The following is a 12,929-nucleotide window of genomic DNA, read 5'->3' on the forward strand; positions in this document are numbered from 1 at the left end:
GGCCGATCCGTTCCCTGCCAGTTGCCCGAAAAAGGAGCGCCCCGATGTCCGCGCCACTGAGACAGCGACGTCGAAGCACGGTTAAGCGCCAAGTGGTGCTGGATGCGCTGAGTGCCTGCGACAAGTTCCGCAGCGCTCGCGAGCTCTACCTCGAAATCTGCCGGCACCAGCCGGACCTGGTTGCCTTGACCACGGTCTATCGGATTCTGCACGCACTGGCAGAGGAACGGATCGCCGCCACCGAGCGTGCTGAGGACGGCGAGGTTCTCTACCGTCTGCACGACGGCACGGAGCACCAGCATTACCTGCTCTGTCGGCGGTGCGGGCATGCGGTGGCGTTCCGCTTCAACGTTCTGGAAGAACACACGGCCGAATTTGCCACCCGGTATCACTTCGCCGATATTGCCCACCAGATCAACTTCTATGGGACCTGTCCCGGATGCCGCGAGGATTGAGCAGTTCGGTTCGCACGAGTCAACTGGGCGACGTCAGGTGCCTAGGCCGGCCGATGCCGCTGCGCCACAGGCTATTTGATGTCAGGTCGTGGGATTGCAGCATGTGTTGCCGCTTGTGGCCCCCCGTCCGGCTTGGCCAGCACCGCCGCAATGGCTGTCGTCAGGGGAACCGACAGGGCCAGGGCAATGCCCCCCACTGCCGAGCGGGCCAGTTCGATGGCGATGCCCTCGCTCATCAACACGTCACCCAGTGATCTGTTGGCGACGCTGAACAGCAGCAGCAGCGGCAGCGAGCTGCCGGCATAGGCGAGCACCAGCGTGTACACGGTGCTGGCGATGTGATCGCGACCCACCCGGAGGGCGCCCAGGAAGATGGTGCGCCGGGATGAGTCGACTCCGAGGTGGGCAAGCTCGAATACCGTCGACGCCTGGGTAACAGTGACATCGTTCAGCACGCCCAGTGACCCGATGATGAACCCGGCCAGCAGCAGGCCGCGGATGGAGACGTTGCCCAGGTACGCGGCGACCGCAGAGTTCTGCTCGTCGGACAGGCCCGTGAGATGTGTCAGATCAATTGCCGCCCAGGATAAGACAGCGGCAGCAGCTAAGGACGACAGGGTTCCGAGCAGGGCGGCACTGGTTCGCAAGCTCACCCCGTGCGCGAGGTAGATCACCGCGAAGAGAATGACCGCCGATGCCACGACCGCTGCCGGCACCGCGGGCGCGCCCTCCCGGAGCGCCGGAAGCAGGAACACCACCAGCACGGCAAAAGCAACGACGATACCGGCCAGCGCCAGTAGCCCACGCCAACGAGCGACCAAGACGATGACCACCGCGAACGCAATTGCCAACGCCGCCAACGGCCATCCCCGTTCGTAATCGTAGAACGCGTAGGTCGTCGCACCGCCGGCATCGACTTGGCGGGAGATCCGGATGCGTTCGCCCGCGCTGAGCTGGGGCTGGCCGGGTCCCGGGGTGAACTCAAATGCCGTGACGGCGCCGGCGTTCGGTCCGGAGTCGATGGCGATCATTGTCAGTACGCAATGTCCGGAACCGGGAATGCCCGGCTGCGCGGAGGAGGTCAGCACCTGACTTGCAGACGGGCTGCCGCAGTCGGCTATCTGGCTGGATTGCACATGTCCGGCTTCGGTAGTCACGGCGCCGCCCGATGAGTTCTGAAAGGGCATGGGAATGTCGACGTGCTGCTCATGGGGCCACAGCCACACCATGCCTGTCAGCACCGATACAGCGACCGCCACGAGCGACCCGACGACGACCTTCGCGGATAACCGACTGAGAGTGGCTCGGCTCGAACCGTGAGAGGTTGAATGCACGTGCGAGTGTGAGTGCGTCACGTGCCACACCGTAAAGCCGTTTCGGCGCAGCCGAAACATGGGTAACCCGAAAAGCTCTGGGCCGAAATGGTTTTGCCGACAGTAGGCAGGTCAGGTACCGGGCACGTGGTGGAGTTCCGCAGGCTCTCGTCGCCGATGACTCGGTGTCGCCGGTCCTCGCTCAAAGCGGCGATGTCCCGTCGTGCCGGCGCTGGGCGGGGCGAAAAGGAAACGTCGCCTCCGCGGCCCTGGAGAACTATCTTCATAGTGTCAGCCCGTGAGCCGAAACGAGAGACGGTGATAACCCATGTCTGACACCATTCACCACGAACACCTGCCCCATGACCACGCGCACGGAGAGGGATGCGGACACGTCGCGATTCCCCATCGCGACCACGTCGACTATCTGCACGACGGCCATGTCCATCGACAGCATGGGTCGCACTACGACGAGTGTGAGCCCGATGGTCATGCGGTCCACGAACCGCACGATCACGTGCACGGTGACGGCTGCGGACATGTGGCCATCCCGCACGGAGATCACGTCGATTACGTCCATGACGGATGTCGGCATGCGTCGCACGGTGAGCATTACGACGAGCACTGATGAACGAGCGGCCATACGCCGTAACCGAGTTCGAGATCTGCATCGCTGTTGGGCGCCTCGGTGCTCGGCCCCGATCAACCCGCACCGAAGGGTGGGATATTGAGGGCACGGAGCAGCGTGCCGAGACCAGTGGTTGTCGCTGACACCGATGTCACACTCGGCTGCCCGAGGTTGATGGTGAGACCCGGATCAGGCGAGGCTACGAAGGGGTAGGTGTCAGGCATCGCGTCGGGAGGAAGCAGGCCCGCCCAGACCAGGTTCGCCTGGACACCCTGGACTGCGCCCTTAACCAGGTAGGTGCCGACGTTCACCGGATTCACGAGTGGGAACAGGCTGGCCGGAGTGGGAAGGTTCGCGTACTCGGTGTAGGGCCCCCCGATGTCGCCGTAGCCCAGGTCGACCAGCACCCGCAGCGGCGGCTGAATGATGTTCAGCAGTGGTTGCGGCAAATTCAGCGGTCTCAGCAGCGGGAGGTCCTGCGTCGGGATGAAGTAGTAGGTGGTCGCACCGTTGGTGCCTGGCGATACCGGTGCCACGATCGCCGACGCCAGTTGCTCGGGCGTGATGTTCGAATACGTCGGAGTCGGGCTCAAGTGGTCGTAGTACAGTCCCGCAACGGCATTGGCCACGGACAGCACGTTGAGTGGATAGCGCGGGAAGTGCGCGAAGCCGTCGTACTGAATGGTGTAGATATCGGTGGGATAGGCCAAGTTCGGCGTCGCACCACCGAACGTCTCGTTGAAACCCGGAATGTACAAACCGACGAAACGCTGAAAGAGGCCGCCGTTGGGATTGTTGGGATTGCCAGTGAGGACAAATCGCAGATCTGCCGGGTTCGGGGGGTTCGTAATGGAACCGTTGGCGATGCCCTGCAGGTAATTGGTGATGATGGTGGAGCTTTGGGAGAAGCCGAAGACCGTCGTATTGGTGCCCGGCGGCTGGGCCGCGATTGCCTGCTTCAGGATCTCGACCCCCTGGGCGATTGACGTATCGAACGTCAAACTGCGCAGTCCGGTGAGCGGCCAGCCTTGCTCGGGCGTGGTCAGACCGGTCGGGACGGCGGTGTTGGGAGCGATGCGGGGCGCGATGTAGGCGTTGTAGACGTTGTTGAGGTAGGTGCTGTCCGGCACCGGGTTGCCGGTGCCACCCATGATCAGCGTGGCGTAGTCGACGGCGAGCTGTGTTGGCACCGTGCCGGCGGTGCCGACCATCGGGCGCCCCAGCAACGCCGCTGCCGGCGAACCGAACAGTGCGGTCAGTTCGCGCCCGATCGGCTGCAGCAGTGACGCATTGAGCAGCTCGGTGTTCAGATAGGACCTGGCCCCCGCGTTCAGCGCCCGGACAAACCCTTGATGGAACTCCCCGGCCACCGCGCTGAGGACCTGAAAGTCCTGGCCGAACGTGGTGAAGAGTGTTGCCACCGCGTCGGACACCTCGTCGGCGGCGGCGGCCAGCACCGTCGTGGTCGGGCTGGCGGCGGCCGCCTGCGCCTCGTCGAGCGCCGAACGGATGCTCTGGAGATCCGTCGCCGCGGAAGCCAGGGCTTCGGGCGTCAGGGCAAGAACCGACATATCGCCCCCTTCGCCCTCGTAGACTCCGCGGTCACCAGCGCGACGCGCGGGTCAGCGGCCACGATCAACCTAACCCACCCTTTCGGTCCACGACCGCTGATCCGAGATCCTCTCCCGGCCACATCAAGCATTGTCTTTCTCGGTTTGGCCGGGGCCCGGCGGATCCTCGGTGCCCCACGTGTTGGGCAGCATTGGCTGGGTTGGGCCGCTGCCGAACGGGGCCGACAACGTGACCAAACCTTCAGGGAGAATTTTGTCGGCATGGGTTGCCGTTCCGGTGAATCCGAGTCGGCCCGCGCCGTGGGGTGAGGGTTGCGTCGTCGAGTCCGGCGGTTCCTCCGGGATGGCCTCCGGTCCGGAATTCAGGTCCATGAATTCATCGGCGTTGTCTCGCATCACGGTGCGTCGCCGACGCCGAGTCCGCTGCTGGTTCGACGCTTGTGACGATGCCGCCGCTGAGGCCGCAACGTCGGCAGGAACCGTCTGGCCCTTGCCGCGATCGATCAGCGTCGGGCCTTCGCCACCGCCGGAGGGGCCGCCGAACACCAGGTAGCTCAGGGGAGCGGTCCCCACCGACGGTGCCGAGGCCGGCGTCGACGCCGCCGTCGACGCCGACGTCGATCCGGTGCTGGTGGCCGACGGGGCAGCAGACGGCGCCGCTGTGGCTACCGGCGCGGGGACGAGGTTCGGAGTGACCCGCGCGAACTCCGTTGGCGCATTCGTGGTGGCGAGATTCGGCTCCGGGCGCGGCAGAGCCGCGAGTCCGGCCAGGCCGCTGAGACCGGCGAGGCCGATCAGCGGCAGGAATGGAGTGGCCAAAAGTGCTGCGGGCGCGAAGAATACGGTGTTGAAGATGACTTCGTAGGGCAGCGCCACAAACAGCAGGGTGGCAAGGAGTTCTGGCGAGGGATTCTGCAGGAGTGCTTCGAGCAGTGGGAGGATATACGGCGGGCTGTCGACGCCGAACAGTGCATCGACGAGGGATTCGACGAACTTCTCCCAATCCGTGAGGACGTTGAGCGGGGAGAAGTCAGTGGCGGCAGCGGCGCTTTCGGATCGCAGAACGGGGGGTGCCGCAGGGGTGTCCGGTAACGCCGCGACTACTGCGCTGGAAACCGCTTGATAAACGCTCATGACGGTAGCGGCCTGAATCCACATCCGCACGTAGTCGGCCTCGTTGAGGGCAATCGGAATCGTATTGATCCCAAAGAAGTTCGTCGCAACCAGCGCGGCGTGCATGGCGTGGTTCGCGGCCAGTTGGCCCAGGGTGGGCATTGCGGCCAGGGCCGTCGCGTAGGCGCCGGCCTCGCCCTCGTACTGCACGGCCGTGGCAGCGGCATCGGTCGCCGCTTGCATCAGCCAGACCACATAGGGCGTATTGGCCGCGACGTACGAATCTGCGCCCACGCCCTCCCAGTTCGCCGCTTGCACCGCCGCGACCACAGCTGACAGTTCCTCGGCAACTTCGGCGTATGTCACGCTCAACGAGTTCCATGCCCCCGCGGCCGCCAGCAGCGGTCCCTCTCCCGGGCCGCTGCTCAACGACGCCGAATGAACTTCAGGCGGTATCGCCATCCAGACCGGCACGGTCACCGCCAACAGCAGACCGTTGGATGGGTCGGGCCCACGATCGACTCAGGTATTCCAAGCGCAGACAGCCCACGCGAGTTCTTGGCGCCCGGAGCCGTTCGTCCGTTGCGTGGTTCGACGCCGGGAGCCGGCACTGCGGTGCCGTGCATATCCATCCGAGGCTTCCCTTCGCATCGTCACCCCGGAGAACCGGTATTGGAAATGATTTTCATATAGTAATTTGCACTCAGGGACTCCGCCTGTCAACTCATCGACACCTGGTCGACGTGGCCCCAGGCGATTTCCGTCCCGCAGCCGGTCGGGTGGTTACCCTGCCTGTGCGGGCTTCGGCGCTACCGGGCCGGCACGGCTTCGAACCCGCAACACGACAGGTGCGATGGAGGATGAGCGTGCGACGACGAACGGCACCGACAGCCGGGCAGGCGCCGTCGATACTCAGGTCGGCTCGGGTGACATTGACGGCGTGCGCCGTGCTGTCCGCGGTCAGCTCGCTGGCCGGCTTGGCGCCTTTGATTGCGGTCGTGGAGGTGACCAGACGTCTGCTGGCGGGCGACCCGAATGTCTGGCCGATCATCGGCGTGGCCGTCGTCGCACTCGCGATCAGGCAATTGGGAGTTTTGTCGGCCGGGGTGATGACGCATCTGGCCGATATCCAGGTGTCATTCCGCGTCCGTCGGGAACTGCTGGTCAAGCTGAGTAGGCTGCCGCTGAGTTGGTTCAGCGATCGCAATTCCGGCATCGTCAAGAAGGCCGTCGAGGACGACGTCGCGGCGCTGCACCGGCTGGTCGCGCATTCCATCATCGAACTGAGCGCAGCGGCGGTGCCGCCGGTGGCGGCGATTGTCTATCTGTGCGTCCTGGATTGGCGGATGGCGCTGGCGACGCTGCTTCCGGTGTTCGCGGGGATCATTGCCTACCAGCGGGCGATGGCCAGTGCGGGAACGAAATATCCCGAGTTCATGGACTGGCTGGTGCGGCTGAACAGTGCAGCGGTGGAATTTGTGAACGGCATCGGCGTGGTGAAGGCGTTCGGCACGCCTGGGTCCGCGAGTCGCCGGTTTCAAGAGGTGTCGCGGGCTTTCGCACAATTTTTCTACGACTGGGCCAAGTCCACGAGCGTCGCCGGCGTCATCGCCGAGATCTTGCTGTCACCTCCGAGCATCCTGTTGGTCGTTGCGACGATGGGTGGGATCCTGACCATCAATGGGGACCTGCCGCGGGAGAATTTCGTCGCCTTCCTGGTTTTCGGCACAGTCATCACGGCCGGGTGGATGACCCTGCTCATGTCCGTGCACCCGTTGGTAACGGCGCTGCAGGTGTATCGCGGGATCAGTGATTTGCTGGCCACCCCCGAGCTTCCGACGCCGGATGATCCCGTGGAACTGAACCCGCTCGCCGCTGGGCCGGTTGTGCGGATGCGTGGCGTACGGGTCACCTACGGTGACACGGTCGCGCTCGACGGGATCGACCTGTGCCTGGAACGGGGCACCATCACCGCGTTGGTCGGCCCGTCGGGCGCCGGCAAGTCCACCCTGGCCAAATTGCTGCCCCGGTTCAACGACCCGTGCGATGGTGCGGTCGAGCTGTACGGAGTCGACTTGCGCAGCATCGACCCCGCGCAGCTGTACGAGCACGTCGCCTTCGTCTTCCAGGACTCGCATCTGTTGTCGGCGATGAGCATTCGTGACAACATCCGCCTCGGTCGCCCGGATGCGGGTGACGCGGCGGTACGCGACGCCGCCGCAGAAGCCCAGATTCTGGCCAGGCTCGACATGTTGCCGCGGGGGCTGGACTCGGTGGTGGGAGAAGACGCGGCGCTGTCGGCCGGCGAACGACAGCGCGTGTGCATCGCTCGGGCGATTCTGGCCGACCGGCCGATCCTGGTTCTCGACGAGGCCACCGCCAGCGCTGACCCGGAGAACGAGGCCCGGATTCAGGAGGCGCTCAGCGAAGTTGCGCGAGGGCGAACCGTGCTGGTGATCGCGCACCGGCTCAACACGATCCGGGGAGCCGATGCCATCGTCGTGCTCGACGGCGGGCGGGTGGCCGAATCCGGCACACATGCAGAACTGTTGGCGCACAACGGGATTTATGCGCAGCTGTGGCATCGGGAACGTAGCGCCGAACGCGGCGTCGCCGAGCGACTGGAACTGGGCCGATGACGATCATCATCCGTTACCTGCTCGATCTGCTCGACACCCGCGGGCGACGTCAGCTGCGCACGATGCTGGCGTTGCAGGCCGCCCAGGGAGTTTTGCAGGGGCTCGGCTTCCTGTTCGTCGTCGCTCTCATCGAGGTTGTCTTCGACTTGCCTGCCCACCAGGACCAGTTGTGGCGATGCATCGCGGCGATCACCCTGACGGTCGCTGTCCATCACGGACTGCTGGCATGGAGCACGTCGCTAGGTTACGTGGTCGGCACCGGAGTGCTGACCGGCTTCCACACCCGAATCGGAAACCATCTGGCTACCCTGCCGATCGGCTGGTTCGGCGCCGATCGCACCGGGCCGGTAGGACGGCTCGTCGCCAAAGACGCGGTGGACGTTGCGGACTTTCCCGCGCATCTGCTCCGCCACGTGATCGTCGGAGTCACCGCGCCGCTCACCCTGATCGTCGGCAGCTATGTCTTCGACTGGCGGATCGGTGCCGCCTTGACCCTCGGTGCCGTGCTCTGTGCGCTCTCCCTGCGGATGTACATGGGCATCGTGGCGCGTAATGACGGCCAGTACGAGCACGACATCGGTGCCACCGCTTCGCGGATCGTGGAATACGCGCGTTTGCAGCCGACGCTGCGCGCCTATGGTGTGCTGAACCGCCGGGAACTCGGAACATTGGAGGAATCCCTTACCCGCCAACAGCATTCGCAGTCCCGCCTGACCGTCCGCGGTGCGTGGGGTCTGATTGCATGCTTCGGCACCATGCAGTTGGTCGTGACGATGATCATCGCGCTCGCGGTCGCCTTGACGCTGCGCGGCGAGTTGGCTCTGCCGACGATGATCGGATTGCTGATCATCACGCTGCGGATGATCGACCCCCTGGCGCAGCTCGGCGACCTGTCCGGTCATGTCCAGGTCACCGCCGACGCGATCGTGCGGGTGCGTGAGCTGTTGGCCGTGCCGGCGCTCCCGGAACCCGATGGTGACGCCGCACCCGCGGGCGCTGACATCGATTTGCGCGGAGTGCGTTTCGGCTACCGGAGCGACGAAGTGGTGATCAAGGGGATCGATGCCACCATCCCCAGTGGCAGCCTCACCGCGATCGTGGGGCCTTCGGGTTCTGGGAAGACGACGATGCTGCGGCTGATGAGCCGATTCTTCGACGTCGACGACGGCAGTATTCTGCTCGGCGGCCACGACATTCGCGAACTCGGCACCAGTAAGGTCGCGCATCTGACCGCCCAGGTCTTCGACGACGCCTACCTCTTCGAAGGCAGCATCGCCGACAACCTGCGGATGGCCGACCCGGAAGCGGCGGACGCTGAACTGCGTCGTGTCGCCCGTGTCGCACGCCTCGACGAAGTGATCGAGCGGCTGCCCGACGGCTGGAACACCCGGGTCGGCGAAGGGGGATCGGCCCTGTCCGGCGGCGAAAGGCAGCGGGTGGCCATAGCCCGTGCGCTGCTCAAGGACGCTCCGGTCGTGCTGCTGGACGAGGCAACCGCCGCGCTTGACGCCGTCAACGAGGCCGCGGTGGCCGATGCGATCTACGAGCTGGCCCGTAATCGCACGGTTGTTGTTGTCGCACATCGACTTTCGACCGTCATGGACGCCGACCAGATCCTGGTTGTGGAGAATGGGCGGATCACGGCGCGGGGGCGACACGACGAATTGCTCGGTGCCGGTGGAACATACGCCCGTTTCTGGGGGGAACGCCTGCGCGCGCAAGGTTGGCAACTCCGGCCTGAACCGCTCGCCGCGTCAGACACGACGTAACCGTCGGCGACGGGCTTTACCAGAGGTAGTGGTGGTGCCGGAGTGCGTCGACGACGAGGACGGCCCCTGCCGCCGCGCACATCGCCCGCACCACGCGTGGCCCGTATCGGGTGACGATGCGCGTCACCCTGCGTTGAACGCCTTGCGCTCGTGGAGTGCGTCTGGTCGCCAGCACGAGTACCAGCGCGGGCGGAAAAAGCTCGATAGCGCAGTAGGCGACCACAAGCAGCGGCCAGAACCACGGTCTCGGGTGGTGCGTACTGAGCATCGCCATCGCGCCCAGATAGACCACATCGGTTGCCGCCTGGCCGAATCCCAATGCCGAACCGGCGCACGCGAGCAGCCACGGGCGTCGCCGCGCCGCAGTAAAGGTCGATTGCGGCGACGATCTACGGGCCGCTGCGGGATAGCACGCCACGCAGATCAGGAGGGCGCCGACAATCAACTCACTCCAATAACGCAGCGCAGGAGTCAGTTCGAATGGCGAGACCGTGATCATCACGTCGACCCCGAGCACCACGGCAACGCCGAGAGCGGCGGTCGCCGCGAACAGGCCGGCGATGAAACTCAGCCCGCCAGGCAGCGGAGAACGACGATGCAGTCGGCTGTCGTAGACGATGGCCGAGGTGGCGCCGAGATTGAGGACGTTGAGCGATTCCACAAGCGCCAACCCCGACAGCGTCATCACGAGGGCAAACATCAGCTGACCCGGAGGGACAAGCCCGGAGGCGCGGAAATCAAGACTTTGTCGGGAGTCTGAACAAGTTGAACTTGTAGGTGTTGACCATCGACGGCGCCAGTCGCGCCAGCAGCGGCATACCGTAGCGGCGTTGGGGCGGCCAGGTTTTGGCGATCTCGGGTTGCGGCTTGGCCAGAGTCCGGGTGTCGATCAAATGCGGGCCCCAGCCCTCGATCTCCCGAGGATCGTCGCACACCCACTGAAGCCGAGCGCTCACCTGCGCCAGTGAGCGATTGCGATCCTGCTTGTCCACCATCCGCCGGCCTGCGGTGTCGAAGGCTATCAACGAGCCCGGGAATCGTTGACCGAGTTGAGTGAGGACGCGGCGTACTTCCTCGGCGCTGAGATAGATCAGCACGGCTTCGCACAGGAACAAATAGGGACCCGGAGACGCTGCCACCGTGTCGAACCAATCGGCGTCGAGCACGGAACCGGCGAGCATCGTGCAGCGCTCGCCGTCACTGAAGAAGTGGCGGCGTAAGGCAATGACATCGGGCAGGTCCAGGTCGAACCAGTGGACCTGCCCGTTGTCCAGGCGGTCGAACCGGGTGTTGAGTCCGGTGCCGAGTTCGACGACCGTCCCGGCGGGATGCTCGCGCAAAAACTGCGCTCCCCAGCCGTCGAAGATCGATGATCGAGACACCGATCCAGACAACGACGGGCCGCCGAACTTGGCGAAGTCGTAGTCGATGGCATCGACTAGTTCGCGGGCGCGGCGATCGGCAAGGACCGATCGCCGCGCGGCCGCGTCACAGGCTCGCGCGTAGAGCGGAATCAGCAACGTCTCCTGAACATCGCCCAGTCGGGGCGCCGTCCCGCTCATCAAGCCACCTTCCGTGAATGCGCTGGGTCTCACTACGTCCGGGTCGACCTATCCTCGGCCGCCCGCCACGGCCGGTCGGCCGTGGCGGCCCAAACCAGTTAAGCACCAGCCACACCCACGATCGGCCCGGCCGGACAACGTTCGGCGGTATACGACCAGCGAGGTCCACCCAACAGCGTCGAACTATTCTTCCACTGGTGGCGGCAGCAGGTTGCCGCCCAATGCGTTCCCGAAGATGTCGATCAGACCCGCTACGGCGCCGATCGGACCCACCGGTGCGGGGGCGATATCGAAAGTGCCGGTCAATTGAGTGGGGCCGACGAATTCATCACTCGAATAGACGAAGTTCACACCCAAAGAATTCAGGAAGGAGCCGCCGACGCCGTAATACGTCTCCCCGCCGGGACCGTACACCACCTGCCCGGGACTGAACAGCCCGCCGAAGCCGAGGCTGCCGCCGGTGAGTGTCTGTACACCGTCTGAGCCGGCACTGACGAAATCGTTCAAGAATGGTGCCAGGGGGGATATGTCGAGGCTGGCGCCGTTGAAGAAGGCGTTGACCACTGTGGCAGGCGTGCCGATCAACCGACCGAGGGCGCCCATCGGATTACCACCGGTGAGATCGCCGAAGATAGCTCCAGCCTCGTTGAATAGCGCAACGCCGGGACTGACGAATGGCCCCGCGAAGCCCATCAGCACACCGGACAATGGCGACGAGGCCAAATCAACAACCGCCTTTAACACCGCGGTATCCGGACCTGGATTGAAATCGCTGCCGATGCCGACGAGGTTTTCATAAATCTGGTTGTGGGCGTTATTGACCGGAATCGGCGGCTGGCTGGTGTCCGCCGGGTTGAACTGGGTGACACCGCCGAGGGTGTGTTGCACCATGCTCCACCCGAGATCAGTGGGCGAGCCGATCACTGCCACGGACTGCACCGCGGTCTGTAGGTTGCCCAGAGCCGCTGCGGGATCAGTAGCCAGCAAGCTGAAAAAAGTCGAGGTGCCGCGGGCCAGCGTGTTCAGGGACTGCCCGGTGGCGGCGAAGACCGTCTGGGCATTGGTGGCTGCGGTGGAGGTGAGCGCTTGGTAGGGGGCAGCGACCATGGCACCGAGGCCATTCAAGTCCAGGGCCGCCGCAGCGGGTGCACCGGTTGTAGCCCCTGTGAGAGCGCCGAAGCTCTGGCCGACAGCGCCGAGGATGCCACCACCAAGTGCACCGGGGGCGCTCAGTTCGCCCAGCAGAGTCTGCTGGGCGTTGGCGACCTCGGCGCTCGCGTATGCCCCGGCGCTCGCATTCACCAGGTTGACGAACTGACCGTGAAGCGCCTGTGCTTGGGCGCTGACAGCCTGAAATTGCTGGCCGAAGTCACCGAACAACGAAGCGATCGCCGCCGATACTTCGTCCTCGGCCGCAGCGAGGATCCCCGTGGTAGGGCCTGACACGGTCGCAGAGGCCTCGGCCAGCGATGAACCGAGACCTGCCAAATCCTGGGCCGCGCTCTGCACCATTTCGGGCACCGCGATGACGAACGACATTCCGCACTCTCCTCGACTCTTCGGGACGATGACCCGTCGCCCGCCGCAATTTCCAGGTTTCCAAGGTCGTCACGCATCGATGTCGAGACGGTGCAGCGTCGTTGCTGTTGTCCCTCTGAGCCTGCCGCGGAGCTGCTCGGCAGCGCTAGGCTGAAGCGCCCGTGTTGCACATCGTTTGCAGGAACGGCCTTAATGAACATGATTTTCATGTTATAAATTGCCTCTAGCGCTGAGGTTTGTCAAACCTTGCTTGGTCGTGTCGGAGGATTCGTCAGTGGGAAGGGTTTCAATGCCATGACGACCGAACCTCCTGCGATAACCAGCGCTGGGGCAAACAACG

10 protein-coding genes are annotated in these 12,929 nt (G+C 64.7%); 4 read left to right on the forward strand and 6 right to left on the reverse strand.

Annotated elements, in window-relative coordinates; translation table 11 throughout:
- Positions 1–44 precede the first annotated feature (44 nt).
- Positions 45–455 (forward strand): Fur family transcriptional regulator, encoded by a 411-nt coding sequence (locus QXH22_RS15560; protein ID WP_306244690.1) that lies wholly within the window; start codon positions 45–47, stop codon positions 453–455.
- Positions 456–526: 71 nt separating this feature from the next.
- Here the strand turns inward: QXH22_RS15560 and QXH22_RS15565 are convergent, their stop codons facing one another.
- Positions 527–1,849, reverse strand: coding sequence for a YibE/F family protein (locus tag QXH22_RS15565; RefSeq protein WP_371934233.1), 1,323 nt, complete (start codon positions 1,847–1,849; stop codon positions 527–529).
- A gap of 247 nt (positions 1,850–2,096) precedes the next feature.
- Here QXH22_RS15565 and QXH22_RS15570 point away from each other — a divergent pair, with 247 nt between their 5' ends.
- Positions 2,097–2,396 carry a hypothetical protein gene (locus QXH22_RS15570; RefSeq protein WP_306244686.1) on the forward strand — a complete coding sequence of 100 codons (300 nt, stop codon included), beginning with the start codon at positions 2,097–2,099 and terminating at the stop codon, positions 2,394–2,396.
- 74 nt (positions 2,397–2,470) lie between these two features.
- Here QXH22_RS15570 and QXH22_RS15575 read toward each other — a convergent pair whose 3' ends face one another.
- The gene (locus QXH22_RS15575) at positions 2,471–3,967 is read right to left on the reverse strand and encodes a PE-PPE domain-containing protein (RefSeq protein WP_306276226.1); all 1,497 of its coding nucleotides are present in this window, start codon (positions 3,965–3,967) and stop codon (positions 2,471–2,473) included.
- A gap of 123 nt (positions 3,968–4,090) precedes the next feature.
- Positions 4,091–5,560, reverse strand: coding sequence for a PPE family protein (locus QXH22_RS15580; protein WP_306244683.1), 1,470 nt, complete (start codon positions 5,558–5,560; stop codon positions 4,091–4,093).
- Positions 5,561–6,006: 446 nt separating this feature from the next.
- On the opposite strand from QXH22_RS15580, the gene QXH22_RS15585 reads away from it, so the two are divergent.
- Entirely contained in the window at positions 6,007–7,719 is a 1,713-nt protein-coding gene (locus QXH22_RS15585; protein ID WP_306276227.1) for an ABC transporter ATP-binding protein, read from the forward strand.
- Positions 7,716–9,488 carry an ABC transporter ATP-binding protein gene (locus tag QXH22_RS15590; protein ID WP_306276228.1) on the forward strand — a complete coding sequence of 591 codons (1,773 nt, stop codon included), beginning with the start codon at positions 7,716–7,718 and terminating at the stop codon, positions 9,486–9,488. Before QXH22_RS15585 ends, QXH22_RS15590 begins: the two co-directional genes overlap by 4 nt.
- A gap of 16 nt (positions 9,489–9,504) precedes the next feature.
- Here the strand turns inward: QXH22_RS15590 and QXH22_RS15595 are convergent, their stop codons facing one another.
- The 3 genes from QXH22_RS15595 to gjpA form a co-directional block, all read right to left on the reverse strand.
- Entirely contained in the window at positions 9,505–10,188 is a 684-nt protein-coding gene (locus QXH22_RS15595; protein WP_306276229.1) for a GAP family protein, read from the reverse strand.
- 37 nt (positions 10,189–10,225) lie between these two features.
- Positions 10,226–11,050, reverse strand: a complete 825-nt coding sequence (locus tag QXH22_RS15600) for a class I SAM-dependent methyltransferase (RefSeq protein ID WP_306276230.1) — start codon at positions 11,048–11,050, stop codon at positions 10,226–10,228.
- 183 nt (positions 11,051–11,233) lie between these two features.
- The gene (gene gjpA, locus QXH22_RS15605; protein ID WP_306276231.1) at positions 11,234–12,589 is read right to left on the reverse strand and encodes an outer membrane porin GjpA; all 1,356 of its coding nucleotides are present in this window, start codon (positions 12,587–12,589) and stop codon (positions 11,234–11,236) included.
- Positions 12,590–12,929: the final 340 nt, after the last annotated feature.

Source organism: Mycobacterium sp. TY814, from assembly GCF_030755175.1.
Taxonomy (GTDB): Bacteria; Actinomycetota; Actinomycetes; order Mycobacteriales; family Mycobacteriaceae; genus Mycobacterium.

What these genes read in the sequence shown, in the direction of transcription:
- QXH22_RS15560 (WP_306244690.1), top strand. Translation starts at nt 45, where the DNA reads ATGTCCGCGCCACTGAGACAGCGACGTCGAAGCACGGTTAAGCGCCAA.
- QXH22_RS15565 (WP_371934233.1), bottom strand. Translation starts at nt 1,849, where the DNA reads ATGTTTCGGCTGCGCCGAAACGGCTTTACGGTGTGGCACGTGACGCAC.
- QXH22_RS15570 (WP_306244686.1), top strand. Translation starts at nt 2,097, where the DNA reads ATGTCTGACACCATTCACCACGAACACCTGCCCCATGACCACGCGCAC.
- QXH22_RS15575 (WP_306276226.1), bottom strand. Translation starts at nt 3,967, where the DNA reads ATGTCGGTTCTTGCCCTGACGCCCGAAGCCCTGGCTTCCGCGGCGACG.
- QXH22_RS15590 (WP_306276228.1), top strand. Translation starts at nt 7,716, where the DNA reads ATGACGATCATCATCCGTTACCTGCTCGATCTGCTCGACACCCGCGGG.
- QXH22_RS15595 (WP_306276229.1), bottom strand. Translation starts at nt 10,188, where the DNA reads ATGTTTGCCCTCGTGATGACGCTGTCGGGGTTGGCGCTTGTGGAATCG.
- QXH22_RS15600 (WP_306276230.1), bottom strand. Translation starts at nt 11,050, where the DNA reads ATGAGCGGGACGGCGCCCCGACTGGGCGATGTTCAGGAGACGTTGCTG.
- gjpA (WP_306276231.1), bottom strand. Translation starts at nt 12,589, where the DNA reads ATGTCGTTCGTCATCGCGGTGCCCGAAATGGTGCAGAGCGCGGCCCAG.